The sequence below is a fragment of the Colwellia sp. PAMC 21821 genome (assembly GCF_002077175.1).
GTDB lineage: Bacteria > Pseudomonadota > Gammaproteobacteria > Enterobacterales > Alteromonadaceae > Cognaticolwellia.
Map to the genome: position 1 here is coordinate 4,319,229 of NZ_CP014943.1, position 22,259 is coordinate 4,341,487.

The 22,259-nt window shown below is 38.1% G+C and carries 15 protein-coding genes; all 15 read left to right on the forward strand.

Translation table 11 applies throughout. The features are described from left to right. Positions 1 to 89 precede the first annotated feature (89 nt). The 15 genes from A3Q33_RS18085 to A3Q33_RS21105 all read left to right on the forward strand — a co-directional run bounded on the left by A3Q33_RS18085 (position 90) and on the right by A3Q33_RS21105 (position 22,259). The gene (locus tag A3Q33_RS18085) at positions 90 to 1,187 is read left to right on the forward strand and encodes a family 16 glycosylhydrolase (RefSeq protein ID WP_081181171.1); all 1,098 of its coding nucleotides are present in this window, start codon (positions 90 to 92) and stop codon (positions 1,185 to 1,187) included. Between the two features lie 258 nt (positions 1,188 to 1,445). Beyond that, a complete protein-coding gene (locus A3Q33_RS18090; RefSeq protein WP_081181172.1) occupies positions 1,446 to 3,062 on the forward strand; it encodes a sulfatase-like hydrolase/transferase in 1,617 nt (538 codons plus the stop codon). Between the two features lie 60 nt (positions 3,063 to 3,122). Then, the gene (locus A3Q33_RS18095; RefSeq protein ID WP_081181173.1) at positions 3,123 to 4,613 is read left to right on the forward strand and encodes a sulfatase-like hydrolase/transferase; all 1,491 of its coding nucleotides are present in this window, start codon (positions 3,123 to 3,125) and stop codon (positions 4,611 to 4,613) included. 120 nt (positions 4,614 to 4,733) lie between these two features. Continuing rightward, complete coding sequence (locus A3Q33_RS18100; protein ID WP_081181174.1) at positions 4,734 to 5,276, forward strand: hypothetical protein; 543 nt, start codon at positions 4,734 to 4,736, stop codon at positions 5,274 to 5,276. A 399-nt stretch (positions 5,277 to 5,675) separates the two neighbouring features. After that, positions 5,676 to 6,827: a mandelate racemase/muconate lactonizing enzyme family protein gene (locus A3Q33_RS18105; protein ID WP_081181175.1), complete on the forward strand. Its 1,152-nt coding sequence runs from the start codon at positions 5,676 to 5,678 to the stop codon at positions 6,825 to 6,827. After that, positions 6,824 to 8,260 carry an aldehyde dehydrogenase family protein gene (locus A3Q33_RS18110; protein ID WP_081181176.1) on the forward strand — a complete coding sequence of 479 codons (1,437 nt, stop codon included), beginning with the start codon at positions 6,824 to 6,826 and terminating at the stop codon, positions 8,258 to 8,260. The genes A3Q33_RS18105 and A3Q33_RS18110 overlap by 4 nt, the downstream gene beginning before the upstream one ends. A gap of 1 nt (position 8,261) precedes the next feature. Further along, positions 8,262 to 9,716: a sulfatase-like hydrolase/transferase gene (locus tag A3Q33_RS18115; RefSeq protein WP_081182765.1), complete on the forward strand. Its 1,455-nt coding sequence runs from the start codon at positions 8,262 to 8,264 to the stop codon at positions 9,714 to 9,716. Between the two features lie 83 nt (positions 9,717 to 9,799). Continuing rightward, entirely contained in the window at positions 9,800 to 13,459 is a 3,660-nt protein-coding gene (locus A3Q33_RS18120) for a TonB-dependent receptor (protein WP_081181177.1), read from the forward strand. A 115-nt stretch (positions 13,460 to 13,574) separates the two neighbouring features. Next, positions 13,575 to 15,332, forward strand: coding sequence for an Ig-like domain-containing protein (locus A3Q33_RS18125; RefSeq protein WP_081181178.1), 1,758 nt, complete (start codon positions 13,575 to 13,577; stop codon positions 15,330 to 15,332). A gap of 59 nt (positions 15,333 to 15,391) precedes the next feature. Beyond that, positions 15,392 to 16,354, forward strand: coding sequence for a family 16 glycosylhydrolase (locus A3Q33_RS18130; protein ID WP_081181179.1), 963 nt, complete (start codon positions 15,392 to 15,394; stop codon positions 16,352 to 16,354). Between the two features lie 95 nt (positions 16,355 to 16,449). Beyond that, the gene (locus A3Q33_RS18135) at positions 16,450 to 17,895 is read left to right on the forward strand and encodes a family 16 glycosylhydrolase (protein ID WP_196798003.1); all 1,446 of its coding nucleotides are present in this window, start codon (positions 16,450 to 16,452) and stop codon (positions 17,893 to 17,895) included. Positions 17,896 to 17,905: 10 nt separating this feature from the next. After that, positions 17,906 to 18,709 carry a hypothetical protein gene (locus A3Q33_RS18140; protein ID WP_081181181.1) on the forward strand — a complete coding sequence of 268 codons (804 nt, stop codon included), beginning with the start codon at positions 17,906 to 17,908 and terminating at the stop codon, positions 18,707 to 18,709. Between the two features lies 1 nt (position 18,710). Then, positions 18,711 to 19,829 (forward strand): SMP-30/gluconolactonase/LRE family protein, encoded by a 1,119-nt coding sequence (locus tag A3Q33_RS18145; RefSeq protein WP_081181182.1) that lies wholly within the window; start codon positions 18,711 to 18,713, stop codon positions 19,827 to 19,829. 85 nt (positions 19,830 to 19,914) lie between these two features. Next, complete coding sequence (locus tag A3Q33_RS21100; protein ID WP_353615508.1) at positions 19,915 to 21,291, forward strand: alkaline phosphatase D family protein; 1,377 nt, start codon at positions 19,915 to 19,917, stop codon at positions 21,289 to 21,291. Then, positions 21,288 to 22,259 carry a hypothetical protein gene (locus A3Q33_RS21105; protein WP_353615509.1) on the forward strand — a complete coding sequence of 324 codons (972 nt, stop codon included), beginning with the start codon at positions 21,288 to 21,290 and terminating at the stop codon, positions 22,257 to 22,259. Before A3Q33_RS21100 ends, A3Q33_RS21105 begins: the two co-directional genes overlap by 4 nt.

The window sequence follows — 22,259 nt, forward strand, 5'->3', positions numbered from 1 at the left end:
CTACATAAATTATTGTTTTATGAATAAGTGCCGAGTTCATTGGACGATTCAACATAAAACGACAAAGTACCGTTTGGGGGCGTGAATACATGAAGAATTTTATATTTAGTGGCAGTTTACCTTTACTTGCTATTTCTGCACTGGCACTTGCTGGATGTAGTGAAACAATATCTACAGACAAATCATCGACAGAAAAAGCACTAGAAACAATTGAAGTTAAACAATCTGATAATTTTTTACCTTTGTCAGATCCTCAAAATAAAGCGGGTTGGACTTTAAATAAAGAAGTTAGCGATGAGTTTGATAGTAAATCGTTAGATGAAGATAAGTGGTATATTGTCGGTAAGCTTGATGAGAATGGCAAGCCTATATATAAAGATCCTGATCACCCAGAACGTGAAGTATGGATTGGCCGTGCACCCGCACAGTTTTCTGGACGTAATGTACGATTAGAAGATGGTATGTTAAAAATATCTACCCGTTGGGAACCTGATTTTCCTTTTGAAACGGCGCAAGGGATAGATAACGTAAAATACAAATACGAAAACTTTACCACGGCAGCAATTATCAACCGTAAACTATTTCGTTACGGCTATATAGAAGTGAGTGCAAAAGCCGCTGATGCTGAAGTATCGAGTGCGTTATGGTTTACCCGCCATGAAGAAAAAAATGGCCAGCGTAACGATACGTCATTAGAACTTGATGTTTTTGAGCATTTCGGTAGTCACCGTTTACCAGGCAAAAGTCATCGTGACCGTGATCTTTGGTGGACGGTTCATGATTGGGATCCAAAATATGGTCATGAAAATGGCAAGAACGTAACTTACACCGAAACAAAAGACTTAGGCTTTAGAGTTGCAGAAACATTCCACACTTATGGTTTTGAATGGTCAGAAACAGGACTTCGTTATTTTGTTGATGGCAAATTGTTTTCTGATGTGTCTATTGCTGATGTAGAAGCCTTTGCTAAAACAAAAGGCCGTGATAAAGGTTGGGTAATTGATAAAGCTATGCACCTTTGGTTAGATTCAGAATCTTTCCCTTGGAGAGGCTTCCCTGATTCTAAAGAAGATTTAGAAGCTAACAGTCCTGAGGGCGAAAAAGACGACGGTATTGTCGACTTTGAAATTGAATACTTAAGAGTTTGGCAAAAACCTGAGCACATGACTTATAAAGTAGATCACTAAATAATTATCGCTAGCAGTATTTGCTGTAAACATAAGTAGTTAACATCATTAGAAAACACGAGTATCAATGACTCATTAAAATTGTATCAATCCTATTGTTTGGGGTTGATACAATTTTAGACCTTATGTTTAAGCGTTATATTTAGGCCTTATCTTTAGACATAATATATTTATTTGTATTCGTGTATTAATTTTGGCCATCCACGTTATGTTTTAGATTAACAATGCCAACAGCTCAACAAAATATTTGAGGTGAAAATGAACTTTTCTCTAAAAAAACTCCTTTCTACACAAGGTTTCTCTAACGAGTTAACCAAATCAATAAAAACCGTTAATTTAACTTTTGCTAAGAAAGCTAACCTGCTTGCTTTAACCGCCAGTTTTTCTGTGCTATTTACTTCTCTGTCAGCCTATAGTGACCAAGCTACTGATAAAGCATTAAATACTAAAGAGAATGTGCTTGTTATTATGTTTGACGACATGCGTTTTGATACGTTTTCATACCGTGGTGGTCCAGTTAATACGCCTAATATTGACGCGTTAGCAAATCAGTCAGTTCGGTTTGATAATGCCATGACAACAACAGGACTTTGTTCGCCTTCTAGAGCGGCTATGTTTACGGGTCGTTGGGGACACAAAACAGGTTTAGACGATAATGTTGAACTTTATCATTCACGCTTATCCGAACTCGATCAAAAAGAGGGCGGCATAATGCGCAAAGCATCAGAAGCTGGTTACTTAGTCGGTTATGTTGGTAAATGGCATTTAGGGGCTCAGGGCACTAAATTACGTGGTGCTGAAATAGATTTAGGTCAAGGTCACGAACCTCGCGAACGCTTCACTCGCCCTTGGACTCCATATGAAAAAGTACCACAAGTTAAAGGTTATTATGAGGGTAAGTTAGACGCTAATGACGAAAAGCATGAATACTTTATGACTTTGCCTGGCGGATATGAAGATACTCAAGCCTATAGCAAAGTTGTTTATGGTAAAAACATGATAAAACAGGCGGCCAAAGACAAGCGGCCATTTTTTGGCGTGGTGAGTTTCAACCAACCGCATCCTGCTTATCGTGTGCCTGAGCCTTACGCCAGTATGTTTGACCCTATGGCCCTTAAATTACCCAAAAATCATTTAATAGAGCGGGTAAATAAACCCCTGGCGCAAGATGGAATATGGTGGCCATGGCATGATGTAGGCCATATGTCTGATTTAGATTGGCGTAGATCTCGTGCGTTTTATTATGGCGCTATCGCCATGGTTGACCGTATTGTAGGTGACTTAATTCAAACCGCAAAAGATGAAGGCATGTATGATGACCTAACGATTCTTTTGGTCGGTGACCAAGGCAGCATGCTAGGTGAACATGGCCTTTATGACAAAGGACCTTATGCTTATGACGAATTAATGCGTATGCCGCTACTGATCCGCACACCAGCACTTGCGCCGAAAATCGTTAATCGACAAGTATCTATTATTGATATTGCCCCAACCTTAACTGAAATTATGGGACTAAAGGCTGATGAAGATATAGATGGTCGTACTTTACTACCGCTAATGACAAAAGGTGATGTCGCTGATAAGGGTAAAGTAGACTCTGCGCTTTATGCTTATGAATGGTACAACGGTTCTTGGTTCGGTATTAGAGCAATTAGAACGCCAGAAATGAAGTTTGTTTGGAATCCAGGCGATACCCGAGATGAGTTTTATGATCTTGTTAAAGACCCGATTGAAAAAGACAATCAAATTAACAATAAGTTATACCGTAAAAAATTAAAAACGATGGTTGCACTATTAGAACAAGAATTAGTAAGAGTTAGCGACCCATCTGTTGAGCGTTTTCGACACCACATGAACGCCCGTGGATTACTTTAGTTCTCGCGATTATACACAATTAATATGTAGTTTTTATGCAGGAATGTTTAAGGAAAAATAATGAAAAGTAATATATCACTCAGTAAGATAGTTTTAGCGTGTTTTTGTGTCATTGCCAGTCAAGCATCGTATGCAGCTGAAGACTCACTCAACACAACTGAGAATAAAAGGCCCAATATTTTGGTTATTTTAACCGATGATATGGGCTATGCCGATGTTGGTTTTAATGGTTCAACTGATATTAAAACGCCAAGTTTAGATCAGTTAGCAGCAGAAGGCGTGGTATTAACCTCTGCCTATAACGCACACCCATTTTGTGGACCTAGTCGTGCGGGCATTATGACAGGTCGATACCCACATAAATTTGGATCGCAATTTAACTTACCAACAAGTAATCGTTCAGGCGGTTTAGGTGTACCAACAGAAGAAGTTTTTATCAGCAAAGTATTACAAGATGCGGGTTATAAAACGGGTGCTATTGGTAAATGGCATTTAGGCGAAGAAGCTGAGTTTCATCCGAATAACCGTGGCTTTGATGACTTTTATGGCTTTTTAAATGGTGGGCATGATTATTTCCCATCGAAATATAAACCTCAATATGAACGTCAGCGTAAGCAAGGTTTAAATCATAGTATCTTTCATTATCTCAGACCCCTTGAGCATAACGGCAAAGAAGTTGATGAAAAAGAATACGTAACCGATGGTTTATCACGAGAAGCGGTCAATTTTATTGAAAAATCAGCTACCAATAAAGACCAGCCTTTCTTTTTATACATGTCTTACAATGCGCCGCATTCACCGATGCAAGCTAAAGAAGAAGACATGGCAGAGTTTCCAGAAATAAAAGACCAGAAACGAAAAATCTATGCAGGTATGGTTTATGCTGTCGACCGTGGTGTTAATAACATTGTAAAAGCGCTTAAAGCAACAGGTCAATACGACAACACGTTAATTGTATTTTTTAGTGACAATGGCGGTAAGCCAAATCTTGGTGCCAATAACTCTCCATTAAGAGGGCGTAAAGGTAGCGTATTAGAAGGGGGATACAGAACGCCAATGTTTTTCCATTGGCCTAAAAACGTTCCTGAAGGAAAAACCTTTAGTTACCCAATATCTACTTTAGATTTATACCCAACATTTGCAAAGCTTGCTGGCGCTAAAATACCGGATAATAAAAAGTTAGACGGAAAAGATGTTATGCACGATTTAATTGCAGGTTCTAATCCTAGACCAGGTGAAATGATCTACGCAGTGAGACATAGAAAAGGCTTTTCAGAAGCTGCTGCTCGCAGAGACAATTGGAAAATTGTTAATACAGGTAAAGAATGGCAACTGTTTGATGTAGATAAAGACAAAAGTGAAAGTAATGATGTGAGTAGCAAACATCCGTTCATTGTTAGAGAAATGATCGCTGAAATGGAAGTTTGGAGTTGGACCAATCCACAACCTTTATGGTTTCATCATCATGAAGAAGGCACTATGTGGAGAGAAATGGGTATGCCAAGGTTTCATGAAACTTTTAATTTAAAAGGTGATGAAAAAGCGCATTAACTCTTTGAGAAATTAACTTGAGAGCTATATAGCAATGAGTAGCTTACAGTTGCCTGATTAAATCAGGTAACTGTAAGATTTTTTAAGTAAATAATTCTTTTGTATATATGAGGCAAAGAGATGAGTGTTATAAAACCGCTACTATTGTTCACTATGGTTGCACTTTCAGCATGCGCCTATCAACCAACCCCTTATAAAGTTGTACAACAAGAAAAATATGAGCAAGGAGCTTTAGCCGGTTTATATCAGTTAGGTGTTACAGAAGAGCGTATTAGTCAAAGCGAATATGTTATTACCGTTAAACTCGACGGAGGTAGTGACCCACAAAGAGCAAGAAACATGTTAATGCTACATGCATCTAAATTAGCGTTAACCAGCGGTTATAAACATTTTAAAAAGAGTCAGCTAAAAGCTGGTAGTTGGTGTAACAAAAGTCGTAATAAGGTAACAAACAAAATTTCTTTTGCAGAAGGTGGGCCTTCAGCAAAAGCAAAAGTCTCCTTTGTTCATGCCAATGAATCAAATTTCAAAAAGAATAAAACACATTTCAATGCCGAAAAACTTATTGAAAGACTAGAGCCCATTGTTAATAAGGTTATCACTCAAGAAGTGGCTGACTCTAATGCCAATAAACGCATGCGAATTTGCTGGAATAAAAGGTAATAGCTCAGAATCTAAGGCTTCTCATAACTCAATACATTATCTATCTATCAATCTATCTAACGTTACGTACATCGTCTAAAAAGCATAAAACTTATGCAAACCAATGTTTTACCTTCTCGCCTTAAACGTTATCATTATAACTACTCAATAGTAGAAATATTCTTTTTTTAGCTGATAAATAATTATTTCATCATAATAATTGTTGATATTTATAGAGTTAAAACTTTTTTAATTAAATGTTGGTCAATTTTTAATATATTTTGTTGTAAATCGAAACATCATATGTTTAACTATGTATTACTTTTACAAATATAATTTATGTGGCTGAGTTAATTTGTGTTGTGTTAATACAATTAAACTAACTATTTCCCATTGGCCAAACAAGCAGGTTAAAGACAAATGAAAATAGAATGCATAAGAACTCACCATATAAGATGCGAATTAAAAAAACCTTTTGGTTTTTCTCAGTGGTTCTATAACCAGCGTAATGTTCTACTCATCGAAGTTATTGCTGATGATGGTACATCTGGCTGGGGAGAGTGTTACGGTCCTGCTGATGTTATTCAAGCCGCGGTTGAAAAATTTTACGCACCAAGACTTATGGGAATGGATGCCCAATCTACAGAAGCTATTTGGCACCATATGTGGCGGTCGTCATTAGATTTCGCTCGTTCAGGTATCATGATGGCAGCAATGTCGGGTATTGATATGGCATTGTGGGATTTAAAAGGCAAAGCATTAAATTTAAGTGTAAGCCAATTAATGGGCGGGGCAGTTAGAAACACCGTTCCTTGTTATGCCACGGGTATGTACTTCCAAGATCTCCCTGAAGATAAATTACTCGATACCTTAGTGTCAGAAGCTGTTACCTACGCAGAGGAAGGCTTCAAGGCAATGAAAATAAAGGTTGGTAAGAACTTAGCCTTTGATGAAAAGCTTATTAAAGCCATGCGTAAAGCACTGCCAAATACTGTTTTAGCCGCTGATTCAAATCATGCTTATGATCTACCAGAAGCACTTAAAATAGCAAAAATACTCGAAGATAATGATTATCATTGGTTTGAAGAGCCTTTATCGCCAGAACATCCTGACTTATTCAGACAACTACAAGATAAAACCAATATCGCTATAGCAACCGGTGAATGTGAGCAAACACGTTACGGTTTTAAAAGACTTATTGAGCAGGGCGGTGTTCAATTAGTACAAGCCGATTTAGCTTATTGTGGTGGTCCAAGCGAAGCACTTAAAATACGCGCATTAGCATCAGCTAGTGGTTTAAACATGATACCGCATGTGTGGGGTACGCAATTAAACTTAGCAGCAGCGACACATTTCTTAGCCACAGCTTATTCTGAACCAGGGCGTGCTGAATCTAAACCCTTATATTTAGAGTATGACCGTACCGAAAACCCTTTAAGAGACAATCTTTACAAAGTTAATGTTGAAGTTAAGCAAGGTGAAGCCATTGTTCCTTCTGCACCAGGACTCGGTGTTGAAATAGATAACGACGCTTTAAACGAATTTACTATCTGTATGACGGAATCAAAATGAACGATATTCAATATAAAATGATTATAAATGGCGAACGTGTCAGTTCGGCTACTACTTTTCCAGTGATCAACCCTGATAACGAACAAACGGTTGCACACGTACCTCAAATTGAAGCCCAACAAGTTGAAGCTGTTTTAGCTGCAGCAGAACAAGGCTTCAAGCTTTGGTCTAAAGTTTCTGTAGCAGACAGAGAAAAACTCATTTTAGCTTATGCCAATTTATTGGAACAACACAAAGACGAAATTGTCGATATTCTTATTAGCGAATCAGGTAAGCCCATTGATAATGCTGAATACGATTTTGGTATGTTAGTGACTTGTTTACGTTACTTTGTTGAAGAAGCTAAACGTGTTGAACAGCCTGTTATTGTAGACCCTGATGGAAGATTTCATCATTACATTCAACGTCAACCTATTGGGGTTGCGGTAGGATTTTTAGCTTGGAACTTTCCATTACTAAACTTCGGTTACAAACTAGCGCCAGTACTTGCCACAGGTTGTAGTAGCATTATAAAACCATCACAAGTAACGCCACTTGCCACTTTAAGATGTGCCGAGTTAGCCCTAGAAGTTGGTTTTCCTGCTGGTGTTATTAATGTTATTACCAGTAATGACTATGATGTAACAAATCCATTATTAACCAGTAAAATCCCTGCTTTATTTACCATGATTGGCTCAACCAATTCAGGTGTTAAAGCGATGCAAACAGCTTGTACTAGCGTGAAACATTTTTCAGTTGAACTTGGCGGTAATGCACCTGTAATTGTTTATGATGATGCTGAAGTTAAAAAAGCAGCACACAATATTATTGACCTTAAATACGGTAACAGTGGTCAAGTTTGTGTTTCACCCAACCGTTGTTTTGTTCACGAGTCGGTTTATCAAGAGTTTATTGCTGAAGCCAAAGCGCACGCAGAAGGTCTTGTACTTGGCGCTGGACGCGGCGAAGGTCGTCAAATGGGACCTGTTATTAATGCAAAAGAACGTAAACGCATTCTTTCACTGGTAGATGATGCAGTTACAAAAGGTGCCACTTTAACTTTAGGCGGCAAAGTGCCAGCTTCTCGTACTAAAGGCTTTTACATGGAGCCTACAATTTTGACAAACGTTAGCGTTGATATGTCGGTTGCTCGAGAAGAAATATTTGGTCCTGTTTTACCTATTATTCAATTTAGTGATGCTGACGATATTATCGCTTTAGCCAATGATTGCGAATATGGCCTATCGGCCTATGTTTATACCACTAACTTAAAACGTGGCATGCAAGCAGCCAATGAAATTCAAGCGGGTAGCGTTTGTATCAATGAAGTTCATTATGCCGTGCATTTACCTCATGGTGGTTTAAAGCAAAGTGGTGTTGGTAAAGATTGTTCACGCTATAGCCTTGAAGAATACTTAACCAATAAACGCGTTTCAATTTTAGTGAATGACTAATATGAATATTTCAATTAAATCTTTATTTACTTGTGTCGCTTTTATTACTGCTTTAGCACCGTTAAGTCATGCGATGGCAGTCACTGCGGATGAAAGCAATACTAATAAGTCAGTTAAACAGCCTAATATCGTTTTACTGTTTTCTGACGATGCTGGTTATGCAGACTTTGGTTTTCATGGTAGTAAAATCATGCAAACGCCTAATTTAGACAAGCTTGCTCAACAAGGCGTTAAATTTCAACAGGCTTATGTAACGGATCCTACATGTGGTCCTTCACGAGCGGGCCTTATCACTGGTAAATATCAACAAAGATTTGGTTTTGAAGAGAATAACGTGCCTGGTTATATGAGTGAGAACTCTGCAGCAGATGGCAGTGATATGGGTATTCCTGTTGAAGAAGTTACCATGGCTGATTACCTTAAAAAACTCGGTTATACCAACGGTTTTTATGGTAAATGGCATGTTGGTGGCGCAGATAAGTTTCACCCATTAAAAAGAGGCTTTGACGAATTTTACGGGTTCAGAGGTGGTGCACGTAGCTACTTTGCTTATTCAAAAGCACCAGCGAGTAAACTAGATCTTAACGAGCGTAACTTTGGTAACTTTGAAGAACCTAAAGGTTATTACACCGATGTACTTGCTGAAGAAACTATACAATTTATAGAAAAAAACGCTAAAGAAGATAAACCATTTTTTGCCTTTGTTTCTTTTAATGCGGTTCATACACCTATGGACGCTCAACCAGAAGATCTTGCTAAATTTCCTGCCCTTAAAGGCAAGTTAAAAACATTAGCTGCGATGACTCTGGCATTAGACCGAGCTTCTGGAAAAATAATGGATAAGTTGGCCGAACTGGGTATTGATGACAACACCATTGTTATTTTTACCAACGACAATGGCGGACCAAGCGATAAAAATGCTTCAAGCAATGCACCGTTTAGTGGGACAAAATCTAATCACTTAGAAGGTGGTCTTAGAGTACCTTTCTTAATGAAGTGGCCTAATCATATTCAAGCTAACTCTACTTATGAATACCCGGTTAGCCTATTTGATCTACTACCAACTTTTTATTCGGCTGGTGGCGGTTTAACGAAAGACTTACCAGGTATAGATGGTGTAGATCTTATGCCATATATCCAACAAGACAATAACAACCGTCCACACGACGTTCTTTATTGGAAAAAAGATACCAGAGCGACAATTCGTGAAGGAGATTGGAAGTTAATACGTTTTCCTGACCGCCCAGCAGAACTTTACTATGTTCCTGAAGATATTAGAGAAGTTCATAACGTGGCGAGTAAACATCCTGAAAAAGTAAAAAAAATGTTTAAGCAGTTATTTGCTTGGGAATCAACTTTAGAACGACCGCGTTGGTTACTTAAACGTGAATTTGAAAACTACGATATTGACCGAATGGATAAGTACAGAAAAGTAGATTTAGAAAATAAAGATTAAGTAACTACGATTGAATTTAAGAATAAAAAGGGCGTTTAATTAAGTAGTAAAGCCTATACAACATAAAGAACTGGGGAGATTACATGAATAAGCATTTTAAATTGAAAGCTTTATCTGTTGCTATAATAACAACATTTATTACTTCACCGTATGCAATGGCAGCTGAAGAGGTTAGCACTGCAGTTGAAGTAAAAAAAGCTGAAGAAGTTGCAAAGAAACAAAAACCAACTCAAAACATTGAAGTGATTGAAGTTACTGGCTTTAAGGGTAGTTTACGAAAGTCGATGAATTCTAAACGTTTCTCTGACAGTGTTAGTGATTCGATATTTGCTGAAGATGTTGGTAAATCTACGGATCAAAATATTGGTGACGCATTATCACGTGTTACCGGTGTTACTGTTCAGGAAGAAGATGGTGAAGGTACAAGAATCTCTGTGCGTGGTGCCGGTCCAAGTTTAAACCAAATAACGCTTAATGGTGTTTCTTTAACCAGCGGCTTATCAGGTGGTGGCAATAATCCTTCGGCTGATCAAAGTGTTGATTTAAGCTCTTTTTCTTCAGATATATTGTCATCAATTGACGTTGTTAAAACATCATCAGCAGATCAAGATGAAGGTTCATTAGGTGCAAGTGTTATTTTACGCACCGTTAAACCACTTTCATTAAACGCGCCACGTCGTTCGTTTAATGTTGAAGGTCGTTATAATGACTTTTCACAAGAAAATGATGGCCGTATTGGTGCGAGTTTTGCTGACAAATTTCTCGATGATACCTTAGGCTTTGTTATCACGCTTTCGCATGACAAACAGAAAACCCGTCAAGATAGTTTAAATACCGACTGGGTCGATTCTACTGTACCTATTGTTGACTTATTTGCCAGTAGTGGCAGAACGGCCCATGATTTAGCTACAGGCAAAGCAATCCGCCTATTAAGTGAAGGTCAAACCGTTGAAGACCTAGCTAATTGGGATCCAGACACGCAAATAGCTGTAGATGGACCATTAGATGTTTTAGCAAGAAATTCGAGCGATTTTTCAGTTACTTCAAATGAACGTGAAAGATTTTCAGTTTCTACTGGCCTTGAATGGCAGGCTTCAGATTTTACAAATATTCAACTTGACGTTACTCACACTAAGCAAACCGTTACGACTGATTATCATAACTTTCGTCTGAACTTTGCACCATTAACCGGTGTTTCTTCAAATGATCCAGTAACCGATTGGAATGGAGTAAATTTAGATACACGTACTCTTGATAAGTCTTACAGTCGCTCATCATCTGGCTTTTTTAATCGTAACCAAGGTGAACGAGAATTAGAAACAAATGTTGTTTCATTAACGCTTGATCACGAATTTAGCGACACTTTCCGTATGGCGATAGCTGCAGGTTATTCTGGTACTGACGATGTTACTGACAACTTTGTGGGGTTAACCACGGCGACTTGGAATACAACGGGTCGTCAACTTATTGATGGTATGCCTGCTGAAATCATTGAACCTATTGGTTTAGACTGTACATTCAGTGGTGGAGATTGTACTTTTGCAATGGGTCAAACTGCGGCAGTAATTGATCCTTTCGATGGCAGTGTAACTCAAGCGACTAGTCGTTTTAATCCTTTTGATTTAGAAGCAAACCATCTTGGTGGCTTAACCTTCAGAGATAACAATCAATCAGATACCAATAAACAAATTAAAGTAGATTTCGATTGGGATGTAGACGTTCTAGATACCATAACAAAAGTTGAATTTGGTTTTAAATACTCAAACCGTAATAAAGATGTTTATACGCAAAATCAAACCGTTAACACGGGTACAGCCTTAGTTGATCGCAGCGATCCTAATATTAACTACAGTACGGTAGGTATGGGCTCTATTGGCGTTATTGACATGATGTCAGGTGAAGCCTTTCCTTACGATAATTTTGCTGAAGATTTAGTTGGAGACCGAAGCAGTGAGTTTTTTGGTGGTTGGCCAATGCTTGACGCAAATAAAGCCATTGCTGCTTTTGCAGGCAGAGACCCAGGCACTGTTGGTGTTAGTGCCAATGCACTCGGAACACGTGAAATTGAAACAGAATCGAACTCTGCTTATGTTAAAGTCAATTTTGAAGGTTTTGATGGTCGTTTAACGGGTAATATTGGTCTTCGCTATGTTAAAGACAAAAATACTGCATCGGGTGTAGGTGGTATTAACTACTATCGTAACCCTCATTTACTTGACCCGTATGATTTACTTATTGCACGTCGTTTAGGTGATATAAATGGTTCACAACCTTGTGCTGAACCAACGGCAAATATTAACCCTGATACAGGAGTTCCAGATACTCGATTTGGTTCAACTAACCAAGATCAACTAACGGGTTGTTGGGATTGGGCACTGACTCATGGTTATGATTTAAATAATTCAGACACTATTCCTTATGTTAATGGTAGCTGGGTTTTACCAGGCGGGATTAACACCAATAACTTAACCAATATTGATTATTCTGGTGCTACTCCTTTTGTTAATGAACTATTACCTTTGCCAAATCAAATTGTTGATATTAATGGTAATTTAGTTGATGTAACGAGAAGTAATCACAGAAGATTTAGTTCTAATGGCGCTATTTGGCAGTATCTAGATTTATCTACTGCTTGGACAGGTCCAAATGGCAATGTTGACTCATCAAGTCGTCGTGAAGCCTCTGTTGGTGGTTCAAATTCTGAGACACTATTACTCCCAAGTATAAATCTTAACTACATGATTAATGATGAGATGATTGGTCGTTTTGCTGCTTCAAAAACAATGGCAAGACCACAATTTGATTCATTAAACCCACGTTTACAAATTAATGAAAATATTTGGGGTCCTAATGCTGCAGGTAGTGCTGGCAACTCCGATCTGAAGCCACTTGAATCTAAAAACTTAGATTTATCATTTGAATGGTATTTCGACGAAGCTAGCCTTGTCTCTGCTGCTTTATTTTATAAAAAAATGTCTAACTTTGAAGAAACAGTTGCCACACCATTTCACTATAAAGACGTACGTTCAGAATACGACTTAACTGATGCTAATTTATTGCTTGATTATGATGAAAATCGTCAGCCTGGTGATGCAGACAACTGTATGCCACATCGTTATCCAGGTGGTTCATTAGCCAGTGAATGGAAGATTGAATGTCACACGGCCATTATTGACATCGTTAAAAATGGTAAGGGTGCAGAAATTAAAGGTTTAGAGCTTGGTTACACCCAAACCTATGACTTTTTACCTGGTATTTGGTCTGGTTTAGGTTTAAGCCTTAATTACACTTATCAAGACTCTGAAAAAGAAATTGAAACTATCGGAACAACTGGTTTAGTTACTCAACCGTTACCGCAAGCTTTTACGCCTAAGCATTCAGCTAACGCGACAATTTTCTATGAGAAAGATGGTTTACAACTGCGCTTAGCTAACCGTTTCACTGATGTACAGTTAGTTGATGATGGTGTACCAGGTGGTGCTATTTGGCAAGAATCTACCAACAGACTCGACTTTAGTTCAAGTTATGCTTTTAACAAGACATACAGCTTAACCTTTCAAGTAAGTAACCTTACCGATGAAGTGCGTCGTAACTTTTACACAAGCTATGACACACAGAATCAAGCGGGCGAAGTTGTATTCGATGAAGGTGATGCTACTGATGGCGGTGTAACTCAAGATCGTACAGTATCTGTTTATAAAAGTGGTCGTCAATACCGTTTGGGTATTAGAGCTACATTTTAATAAACGCTATAAACCATTAAAAAATAACTATAAATCTTGGTTAAATTAAACGCCGAATTATGAATTTATAAATTCAGGAAAATAATTTAATCAAGTAATAAATTGGAGTTGTAAGATGCAAACTAACTTACTTAAAAAAACAATGCTATTAACGATGATTTCTGCAGCGTTAATTGGCTGTGGTGGCGCTGACGAAGGTAAAGACTATAACTTTAAGTCGAAAAATCCTGTGCAGTTTCCTGAAGAATCATTAGTCGTAAATATTGATGAAGTTATCGGCGTGATAGAAATAGATTTATTATTCGGCGCAACAGTAGATAGCCAACCAATTGATCCAGCAGAATCAACAGTGTATGTTCGAAATTTTCGGTTCGCACCGCTTAATGATAATTTCGTAACACCACAAGCTGCTGGTAATGTAGCGAGTCAAGGTGTCTCGCCATTTTTTGTTTCAGAAGATAAAACAAAGTTAATTGTTGTTACCGATGCTTTTGACCAAGCACTTCGCATGTGTGATACCACAGATGTTCGTGGCGCCGTTGATGCTGATGGCAATAACATTGGTGATGGTGTGCGAGATTTTCCGCAATCTATTACTTACAGTGTGCATTATGTAATTGATAATGGCTTTGATTTAGCACCGGGGGTTGAGCATCCAGAACGCGAATTATTATTAACCATTAATGCCATATCAGATCCTGTTATTGAAGTTCAAGCATTTAATACTGAAGTTGCCTCAGGTGATACTACACCGATGTTATCAGCCACTTTACCTTCTTACGCTTGTAACAGTAATTTAACTTACGAAATTGTTGAGCAAACCATTGCCAGTATCGATGATGACGGCATTATAATGGGTAACAACAAAGGTGAAACTACCATTACAGTAACGAGTGAAGAAAACTCTGAACTCAATGCTACTGCTACCATCACTGTGACACCAGGATTTAACTTAGCTATCACTAATCAAGATGTTAATGATTTAGGCGCACCATTAGGCACTAAATCGGTTCCTACTTGTTCAGCGATAGGTATTACTGTTGAACCGTCTATTGTTGCTGACACGTTATCGGGTGATTACAGCTATAGTTGGATGTCTGGTACTCAGACCTTCTCTAATGAACATAGCGATGGTGCTTTCGGTGCTACTGGTCAATTCACTAACAGTTTAGCTAGTGGTGAAATGGCTACTGTAACTGTGGGTTATGATGCTGGTTATACTGGTGCAACGAGTTCAGATGACGTGCAAGAGCAAATGGTCACTGTTACTGCAGAAAGAAACTATGCCTGTGAACCGGGTGAACTGCCAAATGGCCCTACAGATCTTCTATTAAATGCTGGTAACTGGGGTCCTAATGCTACGCATGTTGCTGGTGGCCTAGATGGAACAAGTTTGTTAGTTACCTCAAATAATGATGACGCTGCACAGTTCGGTAATACGACTCGACAAGTTTGGAATGCAAATAATAACTTTCATAGCCTTACCTTTGGTCGAGGTGGTGAATCAGTTGGTAGAGTATTTAAGTTTGCTGTTTGGGCAAAGCTTTCGCAGTTACCTGCTGAATCTACTGACGAACTTAAATTAGACCATACCTTGTTGGCTTGGAACTGTGATGGTTGTGGAGTAACAGACGGTTTCCCAGGTCGTTATACAGATGGCGTTACAGGTTCTGTATCCGCTGTACTTAAGCATACTACTGATTGGCAGTTAGTTGAGTTTATTAACCCACTTACTGGCACTACAGAGTGGACAGTTCCTGCAAATTGGAACGTAAATACAGCTGCATTTCAATTCTGGGATCTATATGGTTTCGGCAATGGTGATTCAATCGAGCTCGATAACTATTCTATTGTAGAAGTTGAAGTAGAGTAATTTCTTTAACTATTAATAAATAGCCATCTTTACGGATGGCTTTTTTATAGGACTCAATAATGTTAAATAATCTTAAAGTATCGATATTACTGGTGACTTTGTTAACAGGGTGTCAGGCAACAGAAGTAAAAAAAACAAGCGCAATTAAGCCAACTATTAACAATACAGATCTAAATCAATGGGTTTATGTTGAGCCGTTGTCAGATGAGTTTAACGATAAAAGTATTAATAAAAATAAATGGGATAATGATCCAAACGACTGGGGTCCATGGTCGTGGGAGCAAGAAAATACTCAAGTAAGCGAAGGGAATTTGAATATTTCTCTAACTTATGAAGAACATGTAGCTAAACGTTGGTCTGGAAAAAAACAAAAAGTCGCTGTTAATTTGTTTTATAAGTCAGGCATTTTACGTAGCCATCAATATCAAACTTACGGCTATTACGAAGTAAGAATGAAGGGCATTCCAACATTTCCAGGTTCAAGTCCCGCATTTTGGATTTATAGTCTAAATGAAGAAATCAACGCGATGGGCCTTAAAAAATCTGAGGAAGGTAACGTCACGTATTCTGAAGTTGATATTGTCGAATTACAGCAATCAGAATGGATTCACGGCAGTTACAAAAAATATGATAGTGCCAATGTTATTGATATGAATTTGCATACTCGAGTAATTGAAAACGGTAAAGAAATTTGGAAAAGACCCGGGAAATATCCAGAGCTAACGCGTAATAAAATTCAAGCTGATTTTGACGCTCGTGACGACTTTCATGTTTATGGCGCAGAAGTTTCTAAAGAAAAAATCATTTGGTACATTGACGGGGAAAAAGTGGCCGAAAAGCCTAATGTTTACTGGCATTTACCTATGCACGTTACGTTATCTTTAGGGTTAAGACGACCACATGTTACCTATAACAATTGCCCGGATGGACTCGAACGATGTCCCGTACCAGAAGAGGCTACATCTGAAGGCTACCCAAGTGCAATGCAAGTTGACTGGGTCAGAGTTTATAAAAAACGTTAACTGAATTGAACTGAACTGAGCTGAATTAAGCTGAAATGAACTTAGCTAAACTTAGCAAGTTTTACACTATAACCATCAGTAGAAAGTATAAAATTATGTTGAATAAAGTACTTATCACAACAAGCTTGTTGTCAATTGTTTCAGCTTGCCAAGTGCAGGGTGATAATAAATTCAGCGTTGAAAAAACGCCAATTAATGCAGCCCAAACGTTAATAACTAGTACGTTAGCGCCTGCGTCGGATCAAAAAAACCAAGAGGGCTGGTTATTAAATACGAAAGTCAGCGATGAGTTTAACGCTAAAGTAATAGATGAATCAAAGTGGTACGTTCAAGGTAAAAACAAAGAATTCTATTTATGGAAAGGTCGAGCACCTTCACAATTTGCGCCTCATAATGTTAGTCAAAAAGACGGTAAATTAATATTAACCACACAGTGGCAACCAGACTATGAATTTGTCGGCCAACCTCCTAAAAAGCAAGCGGCGGAAGGTTATAAGTATGAAAACATAACCACTGCAGCTGTTATTGCACAAAACTCCTTTTTATATGGTTATATGGAAGTAAAAGTTAAAATACCAAAAGCGGCAATGACCGGCGCTTTTTGGGCGACCGGATATCATTCCGAAATTGATATTTTTGAGCATATTGGCAAGGTAAATAAAGGTAATGCAGATGTGGAAAAGAAATTTACTACTTCTATTCACGATTGGCGTCCTGGCCACCCAGCTAAAAATAAAGTTTGGAAAACAACTAAAAAAATTGATTTTAATATGACCGAAGATTTCCATGTTTTTGGTGTTGAATGGTCAGATGAATTTTTAAAAGTTTACATTGATGGGGAATTAGTCAGTAACACGCCTAAAGCTGAAATAGGAGATGCATGGGTACTGAATAACCCACTAGAGTTATGGTTTGACTCTGAAGTATTTCCTTGGCATGGCATACCTAAAGCAGAAAATTTGCCAGCAACATTTGAAGTTGATTATGTCAGAGTGTGGCAAAAGCCAAATCCAAATTTATTAGAACCGGCATTTTTTGGTTTTGAAGGGCCTTATATCAAGAAAGTATCGCCTAGACCTGATAACCGTCAAAAATATGCTCAAGCATGGTTTATCAAAGATACGGATACCCAATTTGTTTCGATAACTGATGATAAAGACTTTATGTTTTCTAGTGGCCGTAAAAGTTTAAAGTTTCAGCAAAACCAAGCCTTGTCAGGTAAAGAGATCGTCGCTTTTTCACCGAACGGAAGTGTGTCACTACCTGCTGGTAAATTCGAGTTATCTGTGGATGTATGGTTAGAGCCAAACAGTAATATAAACCAGTTAGATATAACGCTTGAAGCACCTTGGAAAGTTTTACAAGCTATTGATTTAAGGTTAGTAGAAGCGGGTAAATGGGTGAAAGTGTCAACTGAGTTTACTCGCGAAAATCCATCGGCAGAAAACGATAGGTTACGGATTATTATGTCACCAAAGCATCTTAGTGGCACAAGTAATACTGTTTATATCGATAATATAAGTATCACTAAAAAACAATAGGAGTAATTCAATGTTAATAACCCATAAGATGTTAATACCACTTGTTAAAATTGCGCTAGCGGTTATTGTTTTCGTCCCTCAACTTGTTAATGCAGAAGATAAAATCAATACATTTAGTGTTCAAGAAATACTAACGGTTGGTGAAATTCCAGTCATCAATATCGATGTAGAAGTTAGCAACAAACGTGATTTACATGTTGTTCTTAAAGACGGGAAAACCCAGCGCAATATTAAAACGATAAAAAAACCGATTAAAAATTCTGGTAAGTTTCATTTTAACTTTGATATAGATGAGCTACCACCCGGTAATTATCGTTGGAATGCTTTTATAACACCACGAAAAAAAAATGGTAATGACCGTATAGGTGATTCATCTACTCAAATGATGAAAGTAATAACGCTAGAGCAAGCGGCTATTGCCCAACAAAAATTCAAGCAGCATCAAAAAAATAATAAAGTAAATAAAGCCACAGAAAAACAAGATAATACAGCAAATAAAGACGGGTTTAAGAAAATTAGCTGGCCAAAAGACATCTCAAATAACGATGCGTATACCTTAACGGTTGATTATTTGGTAACACAAGCGAGAGATATCCATATTAAGTTACTGAACAGTGAAAACTGGGAAGAGCATGGCAAAGTAAAAATGAGCGTTAATGAAAATGGTACATTTTCTTTGCCATTTGACTCAATGCTAGAAAATTTTGGTCCTGGAAAATACGCTTGGGTATTGTCGATCACTGAAGTGGGTGAGCCTGACAATATAGTAAAAAAAATGGGGCGACATTTTGTTATTTCAAAGCCGGAGAAATAATATGCTGAATAGATTCTATCTTCTGCATGTTTACACTATTTTCATCGTTTTTATGATGACTGCTTGTCAGTCATCTATAAAAACAGAGCAAGTTAAGCAAGTAATACCACCTGCTTTTATTATGCCAGATACCGATGAAACAATAGGAAAAATTGAAATTTATGATCCAAAAGCACTCGAACTTATTACTCAAGAAACATTAATAAGTGTTAGAGGGAAAGGTTTTAATTGGGTTGAAGGACCAGTTTGGATTAAAGAGCATAATTTCCTTTTGTTTACTGATATTCCTGACAACATTATTCGCAAGTTTGATGTTGAAAATGGCTCAAGTGTTTACCTAGAAAATGTTGGTTTTAATACGCCGAGTAATAAAGGCCCAGGTGCAAATGGATTACTCTTAAATAAACAAAATCAATTAGTCATGATGCGAACTGGTAGCAGAACGATTGCGGCTATGAATGGTGATATCACTACGCCTGAAAATAGTTTTACTACGTTGGCAAGCCATTATAATAATTTGCAGTTAAATGGCACTAATGATGGCGTAATGCATAGCGACGGAAGTATTTATTTTACTGATCCTCCGATTGGCTTAGATTTTGTTTTTGATAACAACGGCCAATTAAAAGTAAAAAATAAACATGCCAAAAATAAGGATAATAAACGTATTCAGCAAACGCCTTATGCGGGTATTTATAGATTGTCTACTGCTGGAGAGTTAACGCTTTTAGATAAAACGTTAACTGTGCCAAACGGTATTGGCTTCTCACCGGATGAAAAAACCTTATATGTCGCAGTTTCTGATACCGAGGCTTCTGCATGGTTTGCTTTTGACGTACTTGAAAATGGTTTGCTAGCAAAAAAACGTGAGTTTTATAATACTCAGCACCTTATTGGTAAAGAAGGAGAGCAAGGTTACCCTGACGGAATGGCAGTACACTCTAGTGGTGTTATTTTCGCAACAGGTCCTGGCGGTGTTTGGTTGTTCGATAAACAAGGTGTGGTATTAGCAAAAATAAAAACAGGGCTGTTTACCTCCAATTGTGCGTTCAGTACTGATGAAAAATACTTATTTATTACCGCAGATGATTACTTGTTGAGCATCCCACTTAATAAGTAAACTAAAATTCATAGCAACAATAAATAGCAACAATAAATAGCAACAATAAATAGAAATAAACGTATATAAATTTGATGAGCTAAGCATGGATAAACAACAATCTAGACGAAACATACTGAAAATGTTAACTGCAAGTGTCGCCACTAGCAGTGTAGGTTGTTCGTTAATCACTGAAACACCACAGCAGCCTAAAATGCTATCAACATCGAAGCAAGATAACTGGTCTAAAACCTTCGATAGAACATGGTTAGGTGGTGAGTATTGGGCTAATCCAATGGAAGATTGGCATATTGTTGATGGCGGAGCCGAATGTAAAAATAGCAGTGGTAGCCGCACAGTTCATTCACTAACTCACCAGATTAAATATACCGCTAAAGCTTTTAAGGTCTCTGTTGTTGTAAAAGCTATTGGCACCCATAACAACGTGGGTGGGTTTGGAATACGTTTAGGTGTACGCAATGAAATTGATGAATATCGAAGTAATTGTTTTGTTCAAAAAGGCTTAGATATTGGCATTATCGGTAATAAGCTTTCCATTGATGGCAAAACAACTGCAATGAAAATGTCAATCGATGATAATGACATTGAATTGTTATTAACTGCAACACCGCAAGCGGGTGTAATGATACTTTCATTAGATGCTAGGTTAATAGCTTCCAATCAGTCTATTGGTCAATTAACCCATATGATTAGCGCTGACAAAGTAGTTGGTAACCTTGCTGTTGTAAGTAATTTCGCCTTGCGATCAAATGCACCAAAAACCGGAAATAATTGCTACAGATTTACGCATTGGGTAATGAGCGGTGATGCATTTGAGGTTAATCTAGATAACAAGTTTGGACCCATTTTATGGTCTATGTATTCTTTAAACGATACTCGATCATCAGAAGGTTTTGTTTTAAAATTAAGTGCAATTACTGGCCCATTGGGACATGAAGATAATCAGGTAGTTGAATTGCAAGTAAAGCGTTGTGGTTTATGGGAATCACTAGGGACAAGTCAATTAGACCCCGATGCATGGGTTGCTAGCTTTAGAATTGCCAATTGGGATGAAAAGACACAAGTAGAATACAGAGTTATCTATAGAGAAAAACACAATGATGGTAGTGAAACTCCTGATGTTTGGTCAGGAAAAATAATTGCTAACCCAAGTGCCAGACCACTCAGGATGGCCGCGCTAACTTGTCAAAATGATTATAGTTTTCCTTATGCTCCAGTTGTTAAAAATGTTCAAGTATTATCACCAGACATAGTGTTCTTTTCAGGTGATCAAATTTATGAGAGTCATGGTGGTTTTGGCATTGTCAGAGCACCATTTGAATCAGCGATAACTAATTATTTAAGGAAATTCTATCAGTTTGGTTGGGCTTTTAGAGAGATAATGCGAGATCGCCCAACCCTTTGTTTGCCGGACGATCATGACGTATTGCAAGGTAACTTATGGGGTGAGGGGGCGCTTTGAAAAAAGACCCCGCTGCTGATCCTACGGCTTCATTAACCGGTGGTTATATTGAAACGGTTCGCTTTGTTAATGCAGTACACCTAACTTGTACAAGCCATCATCCTGACCCTTATGATCCAACACCAAACCCGAGTGGTATCAGTTGTTACTATAGCGATATGGTTTTTGGCGATGTTGGTTTTGCAATACTCGCTGACCGGCAATGGAAAAGTGGCCCAGAGCAGGCAAATGCAATTGTAGGTGAAACAGGTGTTGATGAAGATCCACAATTTATTAATCCAGCCATTAATCCACCCGATCCTCAGTTACTCGGTGAGAGACAGGAAAAATTTTTTGAAAAGTGGGCAGCCGATTGGCGAGGCCATAAATTAAAAGCGGTTTTAAGCCAAACAGTTTTTGCTGGTATTTCGACCCATCAACCGACACCTCAGCGCTACCTTAAATATGACTTTGATAGCAGTGGTTGGCCTGCGCCCGCCAGAGATAAAGCCGTTAATATTATGCGTAAATCTATGGCATTGCATATTTGTGGTGATACACATTTGGGCTCTTTGGCCCAATATGGTGTAGCACAGCAGAGGGATAGTAATTGGTCGTTTTGTACACCAGCTATTTCAGCGGGTTGGCCAAGGTGGTGGATGCCTGATCAGATAGGTATTCCTCATAAAAATAGACCCTCCCATCGCCTTGATCAAACGGGTGAATATATTGATGCTTTTGGCAACAAAATATATGTTTATGCGGTCGGTATTCCTGAAGTAGGTAAATCTAAAAATCGTTATATAAAGGCGCACGAAAAAGGCAGTGGTTTCGGTTTTATTACCTTTGACACACAAAAGTTAACCTATACTATGCAGGCATTTCGTTACTTGGTAGATGTATCTGATGGTAATGAGCATAACCAGTTTCCTGGTTGGCCCGTCACCATAAATCAAAAAGAAAATATTGGAGAGAATAGACTCGGTTAG

Excerpts from the sequence above, each read along its gene's own strand:
- A3Q33_RS18090 (WP_081181172.1), top strand. The coding sequence starts at position 1,446 with ATGAACTTTTCTCTAAAAAAACTCCTTTCTACACAAGGTTTCTCTAAC.
- A3Q33_RS21100 (WP_353615508.1), top strand. The coding sequence starts at position 19,915 with ATGGATAAACAACAATCTAGACGAAACATACTGAAAATGTTAACTGCA.
- A3Q33_RS18130 (WP_081181179.1), top strand. The coding sequence starts at position 15,392 with ATGTTAAATAATCTTAAAGTATCGATATTACTGGTGACTTTGTTAACA.
- A3Q33_RS18110 (WP_081181176.1), top strand. The coding sequence starts at position 6,824 with ATGAACGATATTCAATATAAAATGATTATAAATGGCGAACGTGTCAGT.
- A3Q33_RS18115 (WP_081182765.1), top strand. The coding sequence starts at position 8,262 with ATGAATATTTCAATTAAATCTTTATTTACTTGTGTCGCTTTTATTACT.
- A3Q33_RS18085 (WP_081181171.1), top strand. The coding sequence starts at position 90 with ATGAAGAATTTTATATTTAGTGGCAGTTTACCTTTACTTGCTATTTCT.
- A3Q33_RS18105 (WP_081181175.1), top strand. The coding sequence starts at position 5,676 with ATGAAAATAGAATGCATAAGAACTCACCATATAAGATGCGAATTAAAA.
- A3Q33_RS18145 (WP_081181182.1), top strand. The coding sequence starts at position 18,711 with ATGCTGAATAGATTCTATCTTCTGCATGTTTACACTATTTTCATCGTT.
- A3Q33_RS18095 (WP_081181173.1), top strand. The coding sequence starts at position 3,123 with ATGAAAAGTAATATATCACTCAGTAAGATAGTTTTAGCGTGTTTTTGT.
- A3Q33_RS18135 (WP_196798003.1), top strand. The coding sequence starts at position 16,450 with ATGTTGAATAAAGTACTTATCACAACAAGCTTGTTGTCAATTGTTTCA.
- A3Q33_RS18100 (WP_081181174.1), top strand. The coding sequence starts at position 4,734 with ATGAGTGTTATAAAACCGCTACTATTGTTCACTATGGTTGCACTTTCA.
- A3Q33_RS18120 (WP_081181177.1), top strand. The coding sequence starts at position 9,800 with ATGAATAAGCATTTTAAATTGAAAGCTTTATCTGTTGCTATAATAACA.
- A3Q33_RS18125 (WP_081181178.1), top strand. The coding sequence starts at position 13,575 with ATGCAAACTAACTTACTTAAAAAAACAATGCTATTAACGATGATTTCT.
- A3Q33_RS18140 (WP_081181181.1), top strand. The coding sequence starts at position 17,906 with ATGTTAATAACCCATAAGATGTTAATACCACTTGTTAAAATTGCGCTA.